Source organism: Tardiphaga sp. 841_E9_N1_2, assembly GCF_051811065.1.
In the GTDB taxonomy this organism is placed as follows: Bacteria; Pseudomonadota; Alphaproteobacteria; order Rhizobiales; family Xanthobacteraceae; genus Tardiphaga; species Tardiphaga robiniae.
Map to the genome: position 1 here is coordinate 1573844 of NZ_JBPWQC010000001.1, position 21141 is coordinate 1594984.

The 21141-nt window shown below is 59.7% G+C and carries 17 protein-coding genes; 9 read left to right on the top strand and 8 right to left on the bottom strand.

Translation table 11 applies throughout. The annotated features are described in order from the left end of the window. Positions 1–204: 204 nt before the first annotated feature. From AB8A50_RS07465 to AB8A50_RS07495, 7 genes are all read right to left on the bottom strand, one after another. Positions 205–2325, bottom strand: a complete 2121-nt coding sequence (locus AB8A50_RS07465) for an adenylate/guanylate cyclase domain-containing protein (protein WP_439077279.1) — start codon at positions 2323–2325, stop codon at positions 205–207. A gap of 827 nt (positions 2326–3152) precedes the next feature. Next, entirely contained in the window at positions 3153–4094 is a 942-nt protein-coding gene (locus AB8A50_RS07470) for an HlyD family secretion protein (RefSeq protein WP_439077280.1), read from the bottom strand. Next, positions 4094–4345, bottom strand: a complete 252-nt coding sequence (locus AB8A50_RS07475) for a DUF3302 domain-containing protein (protein WP_439077281.1) — start codon at positions 4343–4345, stop codon at positions 4094–4096. Before AB8A50_RS07475 ends, AB8A50_RS07470 begins: the two co-directional genes overlap by 1 nt. Before the next feature lie 172 nt (positions 4346–4517). After that, on the bottom strand, positions 4518–5879 hold the full coding sequence (locus AB8A50_RS07480; RefSeq protein WP_439077282.1) for a DUF1254 domain-containing protein: 1362 nt from the start codon (positions 5877–5879) through the stop codon (positions 4518–4520). A 31-nt stretch (positions 5880–5910) separates the two neighbouring features. Further along, the gene (locus tag AB8A50_RS07485; RefSeq protein WP_439077283.1) at positions 5911–7299 is read right to left on the bottom strand and encodes a DUF1254 domain-containing protein; all 1389 of its coding nucleotides are present in this window, start codon (positions 7297–7299) and stop codon (positions 5911–5913) included. 40 nt (positions 7300–7339) lie between these two features. Then, positions 7340–8311 carry an HAD family hydrolase gene (locus AB8A50_RS07490; RefSeq protein WP_439079932.1) on the bottom strand — a complete coding sequence of 324 codons (972 nt, stop codon included), beginning with the start codon at positions 8309–8311 and terminating at the stop codon, positions 7340–7342. Positions 8312–8439: 128 nt separating this feature from the next. After that, positions 8440–10287, bottom strand: a complete 1848-nt coding sequence (locus AB8A50_RS07495) for an arylsulfatase (protein ID WP_439077284.1) — start codon at positions 10285–10287, stop codon at positions 8440–8442. A 407-nt stretch (positions 10288–10694) separates the two neighbouring features. Between AB8A50_RS07495 and AB8A50_RS07500 the strand changes: the two genes are divergently transcribed. Both AB8A50_RS07500 and AB8A50_RS07505 read left to right on the top strand, forming a co-directional pair. Further along, positions 10695–11699 carry a SphA family protein gene (locus tag AB8A50_RS07500; protein WP_439077285.1) on the top strand — a complete coding sequence of 335 codons (1005 nt, stop codon included), beginning with the start codon at positions 10695–10697 and terminating at the stop codon, positions 11697–11699. Between the two features lie 133 nt (positions 11700–11832). Next, positions 11833–12276, top strand: coding sequence for a DUF3551 domain-containing protein (locus AB8A50_RS07505; RefSeq protein WP_439077286.1), 444 nt, complete (start codon positions 11833–11835; stop codon positions 12274–12276). 578 nt (positions 12277–12854) lie between these two features. On the opposite strand, the gene AB8A50_RS07510 is transcribed toward AB8A50_RS07505, so the two are convergent. After that, positions 12855–13010 (bottom strand): hypothetical protein, encoded by a 156-nt coding sequence (locus AB8A50_RS07510; protein ID WP_439077287.1) that lies wholly within the window; start codon positions 13008–13010, stop codon positions 12855–12857. A gap of 1007 nt (positions 13011–14017) precedes the next feature. Here AB8A50_RS07510 and AB8A50_RS07515 point away from each other — a divergent pair. The 7 genes from AB8A50_RS07515 to AB8A50_RS07545 are packed head-to-tail and all read left to right on the top strand — an operon-like array spanning position 14018 to position 20463. Then, positions 14018–14683 (top strand): hypothetical protein, encoded by a 666-nt coding sequence (locus AB8A50_RS07515; RefSeq protein ID WP_439077288.1) that lies wholly within the window; start codon positions 14018–14020, stop codon positions 14681–14683. Positions 14684–14742: 59 nt separating this feature from the next. Further along, the gene (locus tag AB8A50_RS07520) at positions 14743–15837 is read left to right on the top strand and encodes a site-specific integrase (protein ID WP_439077289.1); all 1095 of its coding nucleotides are present in this window, start codon (positions 14743–14745) and stop codon (positions 15835–15837) included. 26 nt (positions 15838–15863) lie between these two features. Continuing rightward, positions 15864–15989, top strand: coding sequence for a hypothetical protein (locus AB8A50_RS07525; RefSeq protein WP_439077290.1), 126 nt, complete (start codon positions 15864–15866; stop codon positions 15987–15989). Then, complete coding sequence (locus tag AB8A50_RS07530) at positions 15976–17898, top strand: hypothetical protein (RefSeq protein WP_439077291.1); 1923 nt, start codon at positions 15976–15978, stop codon at positions 17896–17898. The genes AB8A50_RS07525 and AB8A50_RS07530 overlap by 14 nt, the downstream gene beginning before the upstream one ends. A gap of 55 nt (positions 17899–17953) precedes the next feature. After that, positions 17954–18445 carry a hypothetical protein gene (locus AB8A50_RS07535; protein ID WP_439077292.1) on the top strand — a complete coding sequence of 164 codons (492 nt, stop codon included), beginning with the start codon at positions 17954–17956 and terminating at the stop codon, positions 18443–18445. 51 nt (positions 18446–18496) lie between these two features. After that, positions 18497–19930 carry a hypothetical protein gene (locus AB8A50_RS07540; RefSeq protein WP_439077293.1) on the top strand — a complete coding sequence of 478 codons (1434 nt, stop codon included), beginning with the start codon at positions 18497–18499 and terminating at the stop codon, positions 19928–19930. Continuing rightward, positions 19927–20463: a hypothetical protein gene (locus AB8A50_RS07545; protein WP_439077294.1), complete on the top strand. Its 537-nt coding sequence runs from the start codon at positions 19927–19929 to the stop codon at positions 20461–20463. The genes AB8A50_RS07540 and AB8A50_RS07545 overlap by 4 nt, the downstream gene beginning before the upstream one ends. Positions 20464–21141: the final 678 nt, after the last annotated feature.

A 21141-nucleotide genomic window follows, 5' to 3' on the forward strand; every position in this document is an offset into this window, starting at 1 on the left:
CATGGTTTCATGGAATCGATTGCAGCGAAGGCATATCGCACTTCGAATAGCGCACCTCACGATTGCAGAGTATCTTTTGTTCGCGCGAAGTAAACTTCAATGTTTTTGATGAGCGCTCCTTCCCGTGTCAAAATCTAAAACTTATCTAAAGTTATCTGATGTATCGTGTAAGTGCGCAGCTAATGGCCGAGTATCGCGCTCGATTTATTTTTGCGCGCACTGTCGAAGCAGCTTTTGTAGTTGAAGGCGCGCGATCTGGTCTTCCGGATAGCAATCGGCGAATCCTCGCAGGCTGCACAGTGCTTCCGCGGCGGGCGCGGTCATGATTCGCGCATAGATTGAGTTCCAACTACGGCAGAAGAATGCTTCCGTCTCGGTCGATCCATGGCGCCGGCAGCAGAGCTCGAATATCTCGAACGTCTGGTCGAACCCCTTCGGACGTATGCTATCGACGCAGCGAAACAGGAAACCGTCTCCTGCGGCTTCCTTCACGGCTTCGCTGACGAGTATGGCAGTCCCGTATATCTTGTTCAGCCCCTCCAGGCGCGAGGCGAGATTCACGTTCGCGCCCAATGCCGTGAAATTCATCCGGTCCTCGGAGCCTACATTTCCTACCAAAGCTGCTCCGGTGTGCAGACCGATCCGGGTTCGGTAAGCAGGCCATCCCTCCGTCTCGAAGCGGCGATTCAGTGCAAGGTTGGCATCGAGGCAATCAAGAGCCGCCGAACATGCGTTGACGACGTGGTTGGGATCGTCGGCTGGAGCATTCCAGATAGCCATGACGGAGTCGCCGATGAACTTGTCTACCATCCCGCCCGAATCCATGACCGCTCCGGAAAGCGCGGCGAAATAGCGTGACGTGAATGACATCACTTGCTCCGGCTCCGCACGCTCCGTAATCGCAGTGAAGTCGACGACATCGGTGAACATCACCGTGATCTCACGGCGGGCTCCGCCGAGGGCGAGATCACTTCCCGACTCCACAAGCTGCTGCACCAGTCGTTTCGGTACAAATCTGGAGAACGTCTGGACGACCGACCGAAGCGTCTGCACAGATCGACCAAGCCCGTCGATTTCTCTGATCACGGATCGAATGGGAGGTCCGGCCTTCGGCAAAAATCGTTGGATTCGGTCCGTCTCTTCTGCGAGTGCGCGCAACCGCCGCGACATCAGCGATCCTATGCAGAGCACTAGCGGGACCATGGCGGCGACAAATCCCAACGTCGCGAGGAAAAGCGTTCGGCGTTCCCGCTCGATCTCCGAGAAGAATTCATCCAAAGGCGCCATCACAACCAAGCGGAGGTTGGCCGATCCTGCGGTCGCGATGGTGCGGAATGCCGCCGCATAGGTCCTGCCGTCGAAAGCGCGGAAGATCTGTCCGTCCCCGCCGCCGCGGCGCCATGCCTTGATCGCGCCAGCGACGCCGACCTTGTCCACATCCGCCAAAGTGGGGAGGTCCACGCGATCCTCAGATCCGGAGCGCGCCGTCACCTCCGACATGGAGGGATGAGCCACGACCCGTCCGTCGTCGTCAAAGAGGAAGACGGTTCCGGATGGGCTGGGTTGCTGGCGTCGGAGTAACGCCTCCGCTTCCCCGAGCATGATGTCACCGGCCACCACTCCGCGACGTCCCGCAGGAATGGCGGATCGCAGCGTGTAACCGGGCTGCCCGGTGGCGTGAAACACATACGGGTCGGTCAAGACACCAGCCCGGCCTTCGAACGCTCCCCTGTACCAGGGCCGCTCTCGCGGATCGTAGTCGGCGTCAGAGGTGGACTGCGAAATCGTCGCCATGTCGTCGGTCAAAATGGTGACCGTGGCCGATCTGTTTGCAGACGTGCGATCCGGACGCCTGATCACAACCAAGCGAAATTTCGCATGCTCCGGCGCGGCAAGCTTCTGCCGGTATGAGGGACCAGCGCGGTCGATCATGTCCAGTTCGACGAAGGTGCCGTCGTCGTACCCGGCGTAGCAATTGTAGAGGTGCTCGTTGTTGCGGAGCACGGCGGCCATCGTGGCATACAGGCCCGGATTGTCTGCGATCGCCGCGACCTCAATCGGCGGAATCTGCTTCAGAACGTCCAGGCCGTCGCGCACGTCCTTGAACTGTGCATCGATCCGATCAGCGGTGTGCTCAGCCACCCTTTCCAGGAACCTAGTGGCGGCGGCCTGCGTGATTGAGGTCACCCGCAGGAAGGACAGATACACGAGCGTCAGACCGACCAAGAGCAAAATGGCGACGAACAGCGTTGTGATGGACGTCCGGAAGCCGATCGTGATGGATGGCCCCGCTAGACGTCCGGCCTCCGCGATGTCCTCGTTCACGGCGCAACCGTTCCAATCTGCGGCGATGCCGCCGCTATCTACTCAGGGGCAGCGCCGAGCGAGCAAGGCCAGAGCGACCGTCGAGAACCGTCGGATCGCCCGTTTTCTGGTTGGATTCGCGATCATTTGATTGCCTTTCCTCGATGCATTTAATCTGGCGACATGGTCGATAGGCTTGCAGCATCAGGGACAAGCGTCCCAAAAGCCCTGCGTCCTGGAGGGGTCCGTGTAGTACCAGCACATGTTCGGCGCAGGCGCAGCGCCCGCCCACGCCACGGCGGTGGCAGCACTCACGAAGCCGATCGCCGCTCCCGCCGCGACAGCCGTGCCCGGGCGCCACCAATAGCCAGATGGACGGGCCCACCGCACACCGCCGCCGTGCCACCCCGGGCGGGCAACGGGGGGTTTACGAACACCACCACCATGCCAGCCCGGCCGCACGACCTCGCCGCTGCGTCGGACGGCTACCCCGCCACGTGGACCGACCACGGCACCGCCTCGGTGGAATGCGGCCCCTCCCCTGCGCACCGCGACCTCGGCGATGCCGCCGGTGCCGTGCGTTTCGAGATGGCGCGCAGCCGGGTTCGCAATCGACGCAGCCGTGGGGGCGGACGGCGCAACAGCGAACGGAATGAAGAGAAACGCGCAGATCAGGATTCGGAGTTTCATCGTCATCTCCAGGTCTCTCCGGCGGCAGGTCTTGCCCGTGACAGCCCTCCAGCGAGATGAAATCTCAGCCATCAGGCGTGCCGCTTCCATCGGGGTCGGCCCGGATTCGGCGGGGAGGAAACCCTGAATGCTCCGCTACGGTCTGAGCGGACCGGCTTTCAATAGGGGTTTATGTAGTTTGTAATCGCGATCTGGCGCAGCAACACGCGGCGGACCATGTGCGTTGCTTTCAGGTGCTCCGTGTAGATGGCGGCGGTGCCGACGCTGCCTGCGGGTAGGCTACGAACGAATTGCTCGTCGTCGAGCCTGACACGCACGACGAAAGGGACCGCCTCTATCGATTTCGGCAGAACTGCCGTTCCGGATGTTTGGGTCTGGCCCGTCGCCACCGCTTGCAGCACACTCTCGACCTTGCCACCGAAGACCCGTCCAGGCGCGAACTTGAAGGTGACCTCGACCTCCTGGCCGGGCGCAACGTAGCGCGCATCGATTTGGTTGATCTCGACACCGATCAGGGTGTCCGACGTGTCGATGAAGGCCATCACCGGTGCCAGCGGCAGGTTGGCCACTCTCGCGCCCTTGCGCAACGCGACGTTGGTCACATAACCGTTGGCCGGAGCGCGAACGGTAGTCTTGTCGAGATTCCATTGGGCGCCTTCGAGTTGCGCCTTCAACTGGTCGACTTCGGATTGTCTCTGTTGAACGTCGAAGCCGCGACCCGCGTCACGTTCGAATAGTTGTGTCATCTGCGACAGGCGCATATCCGAAAGCTTCAGTTGCGCCTCGATTCCCTTGACCTGAGCCTCAAAGGGCGTCGGATCGATCCGGAACAACACATCACCGGTCTTCAGCACGGCATTGGCCATCACGGGTACTTCTGTCACTTCTCCGGCGACGCTCGGCACGATCGCGACCGAATTGCGTACGACGACGGCGGCCCCCTGCGGTGCGCCCCAGTTCATCGGGATGAGGAGACCGAACATGATTATCACGATGACAATGAACGGCGATGTCTTCCAGAACAGGTTGAAGCGAACGATCTTGAAGTGAACCAGTAGGAACAGCAGCACCAGATAGGTATTGAAAATTGCGGCACCCATCAGACGACATCCTCCCTCTCACGCACCTGACGATGAGGTACGTCCACGTATGCCCAGATGAGAGCGACCGGCCACAGCGCAAAGCCGCAGAGCAGCGTCACCCACCCGGCGACCGTGACAGCCTGCGGCCAGGGGTGGCCACGGGTCTTGGCGATGTGGCCGGGTAGCCAGCCCGCAATGCAGAAGACGCCGACCGCGCTGGCAATCAGAATAACGAGGACGACCCAGGCGAAAATGTCGTAACCACCCATGCCACGCGACCTTTCATTTAACCATCGATGTCGGGACCTATAGCTGGCTAACTAAGAACGGCCTTTGGCGTCACGCGCGTAGTCCGTGAGCGCCCCCATCCTGCGGAGCAGCCAGTAAGAATATCTGCGGTCATCACGCAGACGCGAGCGGCGATTAGCTTCTTCGTCACGATCATCGTGAACTCTCGAGGGGAGGCAGCTTCCACGTCCCGTTCATGGCTGCTTGGCTTGGACCATAGACGCGAGCGACCAGGCTGCATGTCCCTGCGGGCGCGGGAAGCCAATTGCTTTCCTTGTCTTTCCCCGGTGAACTGTTGCTCACGTAGATCGTAAGCGAACCATCCTTGCCATATTGGAGACCCTTGGTGCGGTCTCCGATCGAATAGCGATTGATTGGGTTGGCATAGAGAAAGCGGTCGGGAATTGTGTACATGGACATCGACCAGAAGAACTTCGCGGGCGGCAGGTTCGCCTTGGTAAAATGAACCATCGATGGCTTGCTGCCATCGCAAACGTAGCCGCCGTACCAGGCCTCCTCTATCGAGTTGCCGTAGAGCCCTTTCATTGCGCCGACATCGCGCTGCAGATAGTTAGTCTTCAACTGCGCGCGGGAACCGAATAGTCCATTGGTGCTGAATGTCTTAGACGCCAGAGCATCAATCTCGGCCTGCCCCTCCTTTACACCCTCGTCAATCGCCGCGAGCATCGCAGGATCTATTTTCGACGCATCCCAGGGTGTGCCGGGTCCAACGCCGATCTTTTCGAAGCGCTTCCGAATGGCGGCTTCCGTGGCTACAGGCGGCTCGGCAAATTGCAACAGGAAATTTAAATAGCCGATGAAGTCATGGGTTCGCGCCTTTGCTTTGTCGTAGGGCGGGAACTCGATTGCCTTTGCTGGCTCTGGAGCTGGTCGTTTCAGGAAGGCGCTCAGCGGCTGCAGCTTGTATTGTGCCTGGATCGCCTTCACGTTCGGAACGTCTTCGGGGCCCTGCAGCGCCGTCCGCGTCAATGTCCCGACGATCTCGGTCTCGGCCCTGAACACCTCCTTGATCCCGGCAGGTTTTTTGCCTTGCCATTTCGGCCCGGCGATCAGATAGCTGCCTGCGCCAAATCCCGTCGACCGCACGCCAATATAGGCGAAGTTTTGAGTGAATAGGTCGATCCACTGCATGACGTAGTAGCGGTCCTTAGGGACTGCTGGTACGCTTACGACCATTGGCTCGGCGCGGAGATCGAGCCACGCCCACGAGTACGGGGTGTCGTTGTTCGGGGTGACAATGTCTCTGTTGTCAGGCGTGAACGGCTCCGCATAGTGCCGAAACACGTTGAACCCACCGACATAGCCGTTGGCGGCCTTGTCCACTGCCTGAGTGCGCCAGGTCTGGTAGCTCTCCATCATGGCGTAGGAGTAGATGTAGGCGTCCTTCGCAATGCCACGCGTTTCGGCGGGGCCGCTCGTTTGCGCTGACGATCCTGCGGACGCAGCGACGATGATCAGGACGACTGCGAGACTTTTCCAAGCTCGACCGAACATTCGATATCCTTTCAGAGGGAACGTCACACGTTTATTTCGACGGCTGGACCGCGGGCGACTTCCATTTGTCATCCAGCAACTCGGGCTTGGGCCAATAATAGCGAGCGGCCATCATGAACGGACCCCTCGGGGCCGGAAGCCAATTCGATTCCTTGCCAGACCCCGGCGATTCATTCTGGATATAGATCGTCAATCCGCCATCCGGGTCCCGTTTCAAATCCGGAAGCATCGGCGAGTTGATGAGATAGCGATCGATCGGATTCTTCACCAGCAACTGGCTCGGAAAGGCATACATAGTCAGCGACCAGAACGCGTTCACGGGCGGAAACTCTCCAGCGGCGTAGCGCAGGATGTATCGACCGCTGCTCCCGTCGAGCGGCCTGCCCTCGCCGTCCTTTTCATAGATCGGATAAAGAGCCTCGTCTTTCGAATTGGCGCCGATTCCCACCTGGGTGCCGGTTGCACGTTTGAGATAGTCATTTTTCAAGAACTCTCGGCTTCCGAACAGATCGGCGCTTTTCCCACCCAAGGTGGCGCGATAGGCATCGATTTCCGCTTGGCCTTCCGCCATCCCTGCCAACAAGGCCGCCCTCCTCGTGTCCGAGATGGATGCCGTATCGAACGCCGCTCCGGAAACAATGCCGATGCTCTCAAATCGGTTGCGAAGGGCGGCCTCGGCGGGGTTCACCGATGTCAGTTGCAGCAGGAACGCAAGCTGATTGAAGAACTCAAGCGACTTGCTCTGCTCTGCAGGCTTCACCGGCCTGATCCACTTGATGTCAGCTACCGCTGCGGGCGCAGTTGTGCCGAGATACCGCGATAGAGGACGAAGCTGGTATCCGGACTGGATCTTCCTCAGGTTTTCGAGATCACCGGGATTGAAGAGCTGCGTCCGCCCGACCACGTTCACAAGCTGTGTTTCGGAGCGGATGACCTTCGTGATGCCGCTTGGAACCGGTCCGTTCCAGTCGGGTCCCGCAATCAGGAAGTCTCCGCCTCCGTTGCCCGTCGTCCGCGATCCGACGTAATCGAAGTTGAAGGTGTAGAGATCCATCATCTGGAATACGAAATAACGATCCTTCTCCATCGGCGGGACCGTCAGGACCATCGGTTCGGCGCGAAGATCCGGTCCGATGAATGTGTAGGGAGTGTCAGAATTCGGCGTAACGAACGCGGTGTCATCCGGTGTGAAGACCCGACTGACGTTCAGTATTGAGTTGAACGGCCCCTTGTATTGTGGATTGCCGTTGTCGATCGAGAATTCGTAAAGCGTCGAATACACAGTGACCATTGGCAAGCCGAAGATGTAGGCCTCTTTCGCAATCTGCTTCGCATCGACGTCCGAGACGGGTTGTGCGGCCCGCGCCGCGACCATGCACAGCCCGAGAGAGAAGGATAGGATTGTGAGATAACGTTTCATCGAGCGCTCCCGTATTGCCCGCCAATTCAAGTCTCAGCGTCTATGGGCTGGAAAACACCGTCTTCCAGTCCGTCTTCATATCGACGACCGTCCATCCGGCGGCGGCAGCCGCGTCGAGGGCCTTGTCCAGTTTTCCTATTTTCGATAGCCGGTCGTACTCGTATTCCCGCTCGGCGTCGGTGTGGTGGACGATGCCCATGAAGCGCGCGCCGGTGCCTCCCGCGGTCCATTGCAGCATCTGGAGATCGCCATCGGAATTGCCGAACGCGAAGATGGGGCGACGGCCGATGAAGCGGTTGATGCCCACCGGCTTACCGGGGCCGTCGTCAACGAATTCGATCTTGGGCTGCTTGACCAGTTTTGGCTTGCCATTTAAGCCAGCGTTGAACTTCACGACGCCGGACGAGCCGACCACCTGCTCGGGGGGGATGCCATAGACTCGCTCCATCCACGGCCGCATGAATTCGACGCCACCGCCGGACACGACGAAGGTCTTGAAGCCATTGGCGCGCAGATAGGTCAGCAGCTCCAGCATCGGCTTATAGATCAGATCGGTATAGGGCCGGTTGAAGCGCGGATGGCGGGCGTTTGCGATCCAGTCGCGGACGGCATCGCTGAATTCGTCGGTCGTCATGCCAGCGTGCGTGACTGCCATGATCTGCAGCAGGCCGTTCTCGCCAGATGCTGCTAACGCCTGCATGTCTTTGTGCAAGATGGCCTTGAAAGGCTGGGTAGTCTTCCATTCAGGATGCTGCGGCGCCATCGCCTTGATGCGGTCGAACGCAAACGCCACTTGGAAATAGACCGGCTTTTCGCACCACAAGGTGCCGTCATTGTCGAACGCCGCAATGCGCTCGGGCACTGGCACAACATCCGGAGACCCTTCCGTCGTCACGCGAGTAACGAAGTCGATGATCGATTTCTTTGTGGGACTCTCGTTCCAAGATGGCAGTGGATCAGATTGAGCGAATGCCTCTGAAAGCTGACAGAGGAAAATGTTAGAGACGAGCACTGCAGTAACGGCGAGGCAGCGGCGGAGAGATTCAACTAGCGTGCGCAAGGTGGCCCCCCGTCAGTTAGTCCGGACGCTCAAGTAGCGGCATGCCGGTTTCGGGACAAACCGGCGTGCAAGCTATCTTGCTATCTCACGCCACGCTGCTGGAGTTGCTGATCGATCATTTGATTCACGCCGGAGCGAATTTTATCGATACTCTTGGCCCGCTCACCGGCCTTCGATCTGGCGTCCTTGATGTCATCAAGCTGTTCCTCCAGGATGGTTGCCGGCACGAAGCTCGGCGGGAACGAGCGTGGCGGAAAATCCCTGAACGTCATGACAAACGCGCCGACATCGTCCATGGCACCGTAGACCTGCCCGACGTGATTAAGCTGCCAATCCCAAAACGTATTGGACGTGATGTCCGCACGCTCAAAAGGATCTTGGAGCAGATTAAAGATCTTCTGCAGGCGCAGCTTTGTGAACGGCTCGGCCCATACGCCCAATGTTCCGGGTAGCCGCTGCTCGGCATACACGTACTTGTAGTCGCCCTTTCGCAGCGAAACCAACAGGCCATCGTCGTCGGAGTAGAAGAACTTGTCTCGAGCGCTCTTGGTCCCGTTGTTGTTTCCGGCGGTGCCGCTCACATTGCGCAGGAACGATGTCTGATCAAAGCCATCCAGGTGAACCTTATAGTTCACGCCGTTGGCCGTATAGCCGGCCTTCAGCTTGTTGACGATATCCGGCTCTCCGGCCGCAGCACACAGTGTCGGTATCCAGTCATTGTGACTCATGATCTCATTGGTCACCGTGCCGGGCTTGATGACTCCGGGCCAGCGCACCAAGCAAGGCACGCGAAAAGCACCTTCCCAGTTCGTGTTCTTCTCGCTGCGGAACCAGGTCATGGCGCCATCGGGCCACGAGTTCATGTGGGGTCCGTTGTCGCTTGAATAAACGACGATGGTGTCGTTGGTGACGCCCATGTCGTCGAGGGCCTTGAGCAGGTTTCCGACGATATCGTCATGCTCCAGCATGCCGTCGATATATTCGCTGTCGCCATGGGTGTAGCGACCACGATGGCCGGTGCGCACATGCGTGCGCAGGTGCATGCGTGTCGCATTGAACCAGACGAAGAACGGCTTGTTGGCGCTCTGTTGTCTCTTCATGAAATCGATTGCAGCCGCCGACGTTTCGTCGTCCACCGTCTCCATGCGCTTTTTGGTGAGCGCCCCCGTATCCTCTATCGTCTGCTTGCCCACCTTGCCGAAGCGCGGGTCAATAGTTGGGTCGTCGCGATCGGTGGCTTTGCACTTCAGAACCCCGCGCGGACCGAATTTAGCGAGATAAGCTGGTTCTTTAGGATAATCGGGCAGCTCCGGCTCTTCTTCGGCATTCAGGTGGTACAGGTTGCCGAAGAATTCGTCGAAACCATTTACGGTCGGCAGCGACTCGTTACGGTCGCCGACATGGTTCTTGCCAAACTGGCCAGTGGCATAGCCGAGATTCTTCAGGAGACCGCCAACGGAGGGATCGAGTTGGCTCATTCCCATGGGGGCGCCGGGAAAGCCGACCTTCGTGAGGCCGGTGCGGATACCGTGCTGCCCGGTCAGAAATGCCGCCCGACCGGCGGTGCAGGATTGTTCGCCGTAGTAGTGTTGAAACTTGATTCCTTCGCGGCCGATGCGATCGATGTTTGGGGTCTCGTAGCCCATCAGCCCGTTCGAATAGGCACTGATGTTGGCGATGCCGATATCGTCCCCCCAGATGACGAGGATATTCGGCTTCCGTCCGGATGGGGCCGCCGCCGGGCCCGGCCCGACCGGTGCAGGAGTTACAGGCCCAGCCTTCTGAGATTGCGCAAGCGCAGCGGAAGTGAGCGTCGCCGCCGCGATCAGCGCGGACGTTCCCAGCAGAATGTTGCGGCGGTTCGGGACCTGAGCTTCCGCGGCTTTCGAACCATCTGCACTCGCATCGGTGCGGTGGGAAATCTGCATCCTACTCTCCATCTCTACGCGACAGCGCCGGACAATCGACCGGGCATTTAGGGCTGTGACACGACACTCCCGAAGGGCCTCAGTATCTCAATGGAGCAACCCGCGGTTCGTCTCACTCTGAGCGGCGCCGAGCGGCGAAGGTATCGGTCAAACACCTGAAAGGAGGATGCGCATAACCCGAATTCAAGGACGGACGGACTGACTAGTCGGTCTTGCGCGTGCAGGCGCGCGCAAGAGCTCGGGCCAGACGTCACACGAAAGCAACACCTGCGAGTGAAGTATAGCGAGACAGCCAATTTCAGGGTTTTCCCTTATAGCCAAGGGCGTCGAAAACCCGATGCTTCCGATGAAATACGCATGCGGCGGCGATTCTCTCGTCGTCGGCGGGAGCTGGAGGGCGCGTAGCAATGACGAGGGATGTCTGGAGGTCAACCATCGCCGCGACGGTAGCAGCCTTCGCATTCTTTGCTCCAGCAGCGACCTTCGCCGACGAAGGTGGCGTCCCCTTCTGGCTCAGTGGCCAGTTCGGCAGCCTTGTTGCGACGCCGTCCACGCCGGGGTGGCAAGCCGCCGCGATCTACTACCATTCCTCCGTATCGGCTGGGCGCGGAGCCGTTTTCCCAAGGGGCGGTCGCATCGAGGCGGGCTTGAATGCCAAACCAGATCTTCTGTTCCTCAACTCGACCTATGTCTTCGCGACACCACTGCTCGGCGGCCAGGCATCGATCGGTCTGACCGGAGCTTTCGGAAATATGGGGGCATCAATCAGCGGGACCGTGACCGGCCCCCTTGGCAACACGGTGACTGGCAGCCGTAACGAATCGGTATTCGGCGTGGCCGATCTGTACCCCATGTTCCAGATCAAGTGGAATCAGGGGGTGAACAACTTCATGACCTACGTGACCGGCGACATTCCCGTGGGGACCTACGACGTCAACAGTATCGCCAATATTGGCATCGGCCACGGAGCAATCGACGCTGGCGGCGGTTACACTTACTTCGATCCTAAATCAGGCTACGAGTTCTCAGTGGCCACCGGCTTCACCTACAACTTCCGAAATACCGATAGTGACTATCAAAACGGCGTCAACTGGCACGTCGACTGGGGTGCCTCGAAGTTTCTCACCAAGCAACTTCTGGTCGGCGCCGTTGGATACTACTACCAGCAAATTACGGCAGATACTGGCTCAGGCGCGGTGCTCGGAGCCTTCAAATCCCGCATCGCGGGCGTCGGTCCGCAAATTGGTTACATTATTCCGATGGGAGAGACTCAAGGCTACATCAACCTTAAGAGCTATTATGAATTCGAGCATCAGAACCGTCCGCAGGGCTGGAATGTCTGGCTAACTTTCGCTCTCTCGCCTGCGGCGGAGCCACCCCAAAGCTCTCCTCCGCCTCGAGTGCGGAAGTAGAGCCCAGCCGCTCTCTCAGGGAATTGCGCTGTGCATTTCGGGGATGCTATCTGGCGAAATCAGAATATGACCTGATTGGCCTGCGCTCTGCTCCGAGACATTGTTCTTGTCCCGAACGGATAAGGAGAATGTCATGCGTAGAGCCATCAAGTACGTCACCGTCTCATGCAGTAGCGTATCAGCGATCGCCTTGGTGGCAATCGCTGTCTTCGCCGGTTTTGGTCTCGCATCCTCACCTATTTTCGCTGGCGCCAATCTTCCCGTTTGCGTGTCCGGCGATAACGATGTCGAATGTGATTTCCTGACATTTCGCCAGTGTCAGGCCACTGCGCAGAACACCGGTCAGAGCTGCATCGGCAATCCAGGCGTGGTAACCTATGCTTCCGCGGCAGGCGGTCAGTTCAGTGGCGCTGCTCGCAACAGCCAAGCTTCTGCGGGGTCCGACGCCATCCGGCAGAACTGCATCGCTCAAGCTCAAGCACGATATCCAGATAGCGGATTGGGCACTGTCACGGTGCTGACGCAGCGAACTGAAGTGTACGCGGATTGCGCCCGCAGCAATGGTATCAACCCCTGACAGACCATGGAGGCTGCAGAAGGCGTGGTTGGAACCTCCCCTGACCTCGCGTCCTCCGTGAAGATCGGGCCGGTGCTTCGAGCCAAAGTCACTGGCCCGATCTGGTTTCTTTGATAGGTCTGTCAGCGACGAAGCCCACCCGCGCCCGCCGGTCTGACGGAGCTTTCAGAAATATGGGGACATCAATCAGCGGGACGGTGAGCCATCAAGAACGTCACCGTCTCATTCAGTAGCGTATCAGCGATCCCCTCCTTTTAACCCTGAGCCTCGGGAGGCGTTTCATTCTCATGGCTATGGCGTCTCAAATCATTCGGTTTACGGCAGGGCTACCCCAAGCCGTTCTGCGATCAGGGACGAAAGAACCCCCGATCGATGTAGCTCAAGAGCCTTCCGGCAGCGTGCTTGATAGTCTCACGTCAAATTCCCAGTGTCGTTGGGACGCTTAAACGCGGTATCACGTTCAGCTCGATGGCAATCCCTGTAGTGGCCAGCCCCGTCAGATGAGGGAATGCTCTATAATCCTGTCCGGGAAAGTCCTGTGCACTTTGTGCCAAAAACAGGCCGCCCACTGAGGCACTTTACTTTCCGCGCTCGATATCGCGAGCCTGCTGTTCCAGTTCGTCAGTAAGTTCGAGAATACGTCTGGCCGTTTCAGGATCAGTGGTCATACGCGCCATGGCCCGATACTTCTCGACCTTGTCACGAAGCTCCCTGACTGTGCGCCTTGTATGCATCTCGTCCTCCGCTCATATCGCTACGCGGGAACGAGAAATTGGTTCTTTAGAACACCTCCAAATTAAGAGTGAGGCCAACTTCGCCACTGCCCTTTGCTCTGCACAAATTTGCTTCGCAATTGGCGGCGAAGCGCATAGTGAGTCATCATCGCCGAGTAATGGCTTCGACCGGTGACTGAGTTCGGTAACGCTCCCGCCTGTCCGCGCGTGTGCTGATATGCCCGGAACCCAATCGGCGTCGGCTTGCCCAAAGTGTCAGAAGCCGCTGCGGCTGATGCTCGTCAAGACTGGCGGGCGTAAGCGACCACCGGCGACGCTGCTACAGCTTGCGCCGAAGACCCGAAATCTGGGCAACGGGGACACGTGAAGACTTCAGCCATCCTTCTCTTGCTGCTTGCCACGTATCCCGTCGCAGTCGCCGCGCAGTAGCCCATCGTCGGCCAAGCCTCGGTGATCGACGGCGACACCATCGAGATCCGCGGTTCTTCATTTCCGTATCGGCGATAAACCCGCTCTCGGCCGATCGGCTGGTCGTTTGACACATTGGCCAGATCGAATCCTTGGGATCGGAGCGGCTACATCGCCTTCGCCACGCCTCTTCAAGATTCCGATCCTTTCGAAGACGAAGCGAAGCACGTATCCGCTGGTTCAATTCATCGGACAAAAAAACGAATCCTTCCGCCTTTTCAATTACTTAAAGGATTAAAAATCTCGACATCGTGCTCCCTATGGCTTACTGGATGGTGACTGATCCGACACACGAAGGAGCCCCCCGTCGCCCGACAGCTAACCAGCACGATCATCTGAGAACGTATCTTCTCTAGCTCGAAGGCATGGTCCCTATTGCATCAAGCTCACGTTGGATCCAGGTCCGACGAACTATGAATCACGCCGAGCAGGCACCGCCGCCCGAACAATGGAGTGAGGCCCTTTCCTACTCAGACCGTAGTCCACGGAAGCGAAGGCCGAGCTCGATTTCCAACGGAATGTCCTAAGAGGAGCGTTTCTTGCCAACTGACAATTGGAAATGGCAATCCGAGATTTTCCCCTCGCTCACGGAAAGCCAAAGGCAACGTCCGATGTCGACATTGTCGGAAGCTGCATCACAGATTGGGGTGCGCTCTGGAACATTGCGAACCTTGCTCGAAGCGGACGGTAAGATACCTGAACAAAGGCGGAAGGGCAGTCCAATCAGGGTGCAACGCCAAGATATCACCCGACTTACGGAGGACTACGCGGATTCTGTTTCATTCGCTGACATCGCGCCGATACTAGGCGTTGGCCGTAAGATAGCGATGAAGCTGCGCGACGCCGCGCTATTGCCTGTCTGGATCCCTGGCGGAAAAAACGGACCGAAGCATAGGTATCTGTTCAGGCGACGCGACATCGAAGCATGGGTCAATGAGCTGATCGGTGATGTACCTCTACATACCGAAATCCCTGAAGACTGCCTATTGCTCGCGGACGCACCCAATCGCAAGCGCATCCCGATCTATGACTTGGTTGGAGCAATTCGAGATCGTCGTGTCCCCGTAGTCGCGAAACTACGGGAGCTCCCCAAGTTCGGCGGAGCCATTGTCCGTGCGGCCGATGTCGATGCCGCCGTTCCACTACACATTAGACAGAAGATGGGGACACAGCGCCGAGGGCCGAGAGGCAGTTATCGAAAGTAACGCCCCCTCAACTTATTCCGCAAGGCGTCTCGTGTGACGCCGAGGTCGGGACTCTTTGCATGGCTAAGATCGTTATTCCGGATGGCGGAGCTATCTCTATGCTCGGTTTTCCTTCGGTTGCTCACGTCCCGGTCATCTTCGACTCGCTCGGATGTTATTGCCGGGCGCTCAACCGATATCTACGCGAACGCGCTACGGGTGACTGGTTTCCCGAAGGCGGCCGTCCCTTCCCGAGTCCGTCGACGCTGCTGAAGATCGCGGAGGATTTGAAGAATTTTCTCGAATGGGGCGAAAAGCGCGGAATTTCCTTCGAGAGAGCGACCTACGACCAGGTCCTACAGTATCAGCGCGACCAGATGGCCGGGCGTTGGTCCCTGACCGGAGCGGGTCTGCAGCCGTCGACCGCCAATCAACGTGCGGACGACGTCACGCTGTTTCTCGCCTGGGCGGCTCTTAGAGGGCTCCGTGCGGCGTTCGACGTCAAGCGCTTCTTCGCGAGGAGCCCTGGAGGCGAAACGAAGATGGTGCGAGCGGGTCGTGCCAAGGAGAGCGGGACGTCGTCTGCGGCGAAGCGGTTCGTGCTGCCGACCCCGGCGGAGGTTCGTGATTGGCTTGCGCGGGTCCGTCTGCAGAAGGGCTACGCCAAGTATCTAGCCGCCAGGTTCATCCTTGAGGTTGGACCGCGGCGCATGGAGGTCGAGGCTCTTGAGGTCGAGCAGTGGCCGTCGCTGGAAGCGATCCGTGAATCCGAGATGCATTCTCGCGCCACAGTCCCGATGGATCTTTTCGTCACCAAGGGAGGCCGCCCGCGGACGGTCGATGTGCCAGTGCGTTTCGCTGCGCAGGTCCGCGAATGGATCGACGCCAAACGGGGCACTTACGAATATCGAAATTTTGTCGATAGCGGCAGGAAGAAGCGCACGCGGCGCCTGTTCCTGAGCGACCATCCGCACGCTCACGGCAGGCCTATCAGCGTGACAACGATCTACAGAAGCAGGTCGTACCGAGGCCGAAGCTCTGGTCTCCTCACAAGGGGCGTCACGTGTTCGCCTGCTTCTTCGTCCTCAACGCGCTGGAATTGGAGGCACGTCCCCACGGCGGGCTCGATGCGATGCAGACCGGCTGGATCGAATCCCGCGGTCAGTTCTGGCTGATGATCCTGAGGGATCAGTTCGGTCACATGAGCAAATCGACGACGGAGATGTATCTCCGCTGGTTGGTAAGCTCCTGCAAGCTGGCCGAACTAGCTTCGGGCTGGCACCTGTTTCTCGAGGGCAACAGGGAGCATTCCGATGCGGACATCTGATTACCATCTTGAGATCGAGCCGGGCCGCGGCGGCCCCTACGACCTCGATCTCAGCGAATTCGCGCTGGGCGGCAACGAAAGCACGGTGAGGAAGGTCACCACCTGGGGAGGCGACTATTCCGGTCGTCCGGACATGGCGCTGGAGCTTGCCGATTTCTTCGACACGTTGGCTCCGATCCGCACAACATGCGACTCGATCCGCTCTTCGATGCGCCAATTCTATCGTTTCCTCGACCTCCAAGCACCGGACGTCTCCCGGTCGGGTGACGTCACGGATGCGATGGGCCCGGCCTTCCTGAACTGGCTGGTTTCGATAGGTTCCAACTATGACGCTTACAAGAAGGCCCGCATGGCCGTGAACGGGATGCGGGCACTGTCTGGCGGCAAGCAGTTGTTCTGGCCGTCTCGTCGCCCGGACATATCTGTGCGGAATGACCCCCTTGACGATCGCGCATTGCGCGCGCTCTTCCATGCCCTTCGTCATGAGGCGCGCGACGTCAAGCGCATGCTTTTCGACGGGAAGAAACTGGCCGACGCGGGCTGCGATCCTCGTCGCTCGGAAAGGCCGGATCCGTTTTCTGTCATCGAGAACCGGGCATGGCTCGCGCGTGAACTGATGCGGGACGGATTGCCGGACCGTGCCTCTGCGATTGCCGCCGGAGCCCGCGATCTGCTGGTCGGCGCAGGGCCGTCCTACATCGCACCGACGATGTCGGACAGGAGCTCGCGGGGTCTCACCGGCGCGTTGCGATGGTTCGTCCCAGCCCGTTCGGACACGGCCATCTTCTTGGCGCTTTTTCTGCTCTCGACCGGCTGGAATTTAGCGACGGCGACCGCGGTCGACGTGTCGTCTCGCGAAGAGTGGTTCCAGCCGCATCCGCAGGTCGATCGTTTCGCGGTGATCCATGCCTATAAGAATCGGGCTGAGCGCCATCAGTTCGCGATCTCGATGACCCGGCCGGAATGGCATCCATATCGCCTGATCGAATTCATGATCGAGACGACTGCCCCGTTGAGGCGGCAGGTGCTGCGCGAGCTCGCGGCGATGCGCAAGGCGCATGCTGCGACGCCGAGCATCGCCCTCGCAGGCGAGATTCACCGCCACGAGCGACTTGCCCGGAGCCCGTGGCTTTTCGCCTCGGTCACGACGGGCAAGGTTTCCGGTTTTCACGAAGAAATGGAGGCGACCCATGTCGGGGCGGTGGTGCGGGACGTCGTGGTACGCCGGGGCTTGGCCGAAGCACACCCCCGCCTTCTCGAGTTCAGGACGTCGGACGTGCGCGACTCTTGGATCGGCTATGCTTACGTCCAGAGCGGTTACAATGTGCTCCTGACCCGCCTGGCGAGCCAGCACGCGAGCTCCCGCACGTTGAAGCATTATCTGGGTTTCCGCCGCTTCCGCGCCCACAGCGAGGGCCAGATCCGCAAGCTCCAGCACGCGCTCTTTTCCGAGATCGAGGCTCGCCGCCCTATCGATCCGACACGGCTCAGGCTGCTGGTCGCAAATGGCGAGATCACTTCCGATCAGGAAGCCCGCCTTCTCGACCTCAGGCAGCGCACCCGTCTCGGGGCGGGCTGTCTCGATCCGCGGTCGCCCGACAAATCAGTCGCACCGGACCATCCTCAGGGAGCCCTGTGCCGGGTTCAACGGTGCGTCGGATGCAGCAAGGGCATCGTCTTCGAGGAGAGCCTGCCGGCTCTGGCGAGCGCGTTGGCGGAACTGCGCCATATCCGCCGCTCGATTCCGGTGCCGGCTTGGGAGGGCTCGTCGTTCGACGACGAGTACCAAGCCTTGGAGCAGACGCTGCTGGGGTTCGATCAGATCAAGGTCCTCGCCCAGCTCGCATCGTGGGAGGACAAACTGCTATCCGGAGAGATCCAGCCACATGCCACCTATCCGAATTACTAATTCGCGGGCGGTTTCGGCTACTCTGCCTGATCGCGACGAGTGGCGCGATCTCCTCATGGCATCGCTCGGCAACTACGACGAGCTCGCGGCGCGTCCTTGGGACGAAATCCGCAGGATCGAGTTCCTGCCGGGCTGCCGGTTGGACGCTGCGGTTCTGATCATTCCCGAGGAATGGATGGCGGCCGGAACACTGCGCAGACAAGGCACTTGCCGGATAGTGCCGGCGCGCGCCGGAGTACCTGTCGACCCGGTTCACGCTGCTGTGCGGGACGAGAGCATCCGGCGTGCGCTCCTGGCGCTTTTTCTTCCGCGGCTCATGGGGAACGGCCTGAGGGAAACCGGCTATTCGACATGGAAGGCGCGCGCCGGAACGCTGCTCCGGATGGCGGCCTGGCAGTTCAAGCACTGCCCGTTGGACGACGGCACCGTTTTTTCCCGTTTCACCATCGCCAACGTCCTGACCGGCCTGTACCCAGCGATGGAAGCGACGCCGGGTATGAAGGCCGACTGTCAGGTCGTGTTGAACAGTCTGATCGACGCCGGGTAGCGCGGGGTCATCTCCGACTGGCCACGCTTCTTCCGGCATCGGCAGGACGGCGTGGCCGCACATGCGCTCGAGCGATCGCGCAGAGGGGAAGCGTCGCCGCAACGGCTGCAGTTGGCACCTTCCCGCCAGTATCAGCATTTTTCCGAAGAATTCGTCGGAAACTTTATCGAGCGCGCGCTCTGGTTTCAGGAGAACGTCGGCGATCAGGCCATGGATCTGTGGGCGCTTGACCAGAAGATCAGGGATAAATTCGCCAAACTGGGACACAATAGCCGCTGGCCCGACGTAGTTGCCGCCCGTGCGGAGAACCTCCGGCAATTCGAATGGAAGGACACGACCGGCGCTCCGCTCACGGAGCTGAAATATCCGATCCTTCAACATGATGGAGATACACAGGAGTTAACCGCTTCCTGGCCGCCGAAATCCTTGAAATCCTTCCGCCGCATCATCGGGCTGCTGCAAGGCTGCAATCTCGGCGTTGTCAATCTTTGCACGGGCGCGCGGAGCAGCGAGATCCTCGCGGCGGACGATACGCCGCTCGGTCAGTCCGAAGGTCGATATCACTCGATTACATTCAAGATAGTGGACGAGGTTAGCGGCAAGCCACGGGACTGGCCGCTGCATCCCGTCGCCGTGCGGGCGATGCGCTTGCAGCATCGCATCGCGGAGGCCTTTCGTCCAGAAGGCGAACGGCAGCTGTGGGTCGCGCTCCAAGGTGACCGGGGTACCCGTCTGACGTCCGCCAGCGTTACGTTCCAAAGCACGGTGACCCAGTTCTCTCTCGATCATCTCCTGGACGACAGCAGCGCCCACATGCATCGATGGCGCCACACGGTCGCGCGGCTCGTCGCGCTAGCGGTGGTCGGAGCGCCTCAGGTGCTTCTCGACCTGTTCGGACACCGTGACTTGGAGATGACCCTGCACTACATGCTGTCTTCGCCGAACATCGCCGAGGAAGCGATGAAGGTGGCGCAAGAAATGACCTACGCGATGGTGCAGAATGCCGTGGCGGAGACCATTCGCGAGGAAACCGCGGGCGCGGCGGCGCAGGCGCTGCGTGAAGGCCTTTCGCGCTCGATGCGGCGCGGCGAAGACGTGCTGGATAGTGCTTCGCTACGCGAGACCGCCGAGATCCTGACGCATGGTGGCCGCTATTGGGCATTGGTCAGGCCGGGTGTCATCTGCACCAAAGGGCTCGGCGGGTATGGCCCCTGCACCGCCGGCCGCGGAGCGCCCGACCCGGGGGCTTGCCGGACGTCGTGCGACAAACGCCTTGAAACCGCGATGGCCAGGACGCAGTGCGAGCAGACTCTCGAAGCGCTGGTCGCCGAGCGCGCCTCGGCCTTGGCCGACGGTCTCGAGATGCTCGTGGTCAATCTCGATGGCCAGATTCTGGCCGAGATGAAGCGCTGGGACGACGTTCGGGAACGGGTACTGGCGGCCTTCCCGGAAACGCGCGAGATCTGGGAAGGGGCTAAATCTTGAAACGATCGAAATTGACCAAGGCGCAAAACGACGCGCGCATTGCGTCTGAGGGCACGAAGGCCGCGAAAGCGAAGTTCGCGGCCAGCCGAGATCTGATCCGCAAACGCATGCGCGAGATCGAGGCGGAAATCGAGGGGAACGACGGCATCTATCCGCACGCCAAAGGCAGGGTATCGGCCGCCGAGGTCCTGCGGCGGGCCGGCAAGAGCGATGCCTATCTGCGTAAGTCCGAGCCGCCCGAGCTGGTGGATCTGAGAAACGAAGTTGACGAATGGGCAGCTCGGGTGACCAAGGCCCTGGATGCCGGCGCGAAGGTCGTCCGACGCCGGATCACCGAACGCGTCGAACACATTCAGGGAGAACTCGCTCAAGTCCGACAGAATTATATCGCCGCCGAGATTTTGTTGAGCGAAACGCAGGCGGATCTGGAAAAAGCCGCCAGCAAGATCGCGGAGCTTGAGGCGCAGAATGCGGCGCTCCTCAAGGAAGTGGTCGGTAAAACCGTCGTTGACCTGCCGACGAGGCGCAAATGAGCCCGGCACCGGTCGCTCCGGCCAAGCCTTCGCTGGTCCTGACTTCCTCAAGTCGCGCCACCGGCATGACAGTCTGATCCCCGGAGCGGCCGTCACAGGCGGACCGCGGTCTATGGCGCGCGCATCGCGCAAGGGCTAAGCGCGCGATTGCGCGAGAGCAAGGCTGTGGCAGGGATGAGCCGAAAGACCGTGAGCGCAGAAAATCAGACGTCTGATATATGGTGAGCCCGAGCACCTCTATCGGAATCGACCGTTCGGAATAGATAACTCCGAACATCCTGCGAGCACGTTCCGAGTAACAAATAGCTTCTACATACATACACAGTAAGTCAGAACGCATCATAGGTGCGGAAGCACGACGGGGTGTTCTTAAAAACGAATATTAAGTGTGAAAATTGGACGAAGTTGTCCATCTAGCAGGTCCCGATGTCCATTTTGGCCAGACTAACCTGCCCAAGCATCTGAACCGAGAATAAACCAAAGGCCCCGCCACAATCGGCGGGGCCTTCTCTTTTGGGATTTAGCCCGCGGCCTGCAATCGAAGCACGTACGACGTAGTCGGGCGTTCGGCGTGTGTGAGCGCTCCGTCATCGGCAGAGAATATCGTCAACATAGGAGGCCACGCGGACCAGACCACCGAGCCCGAACTGCTCCGTTGGGAAGCTAACTGTTCTACAG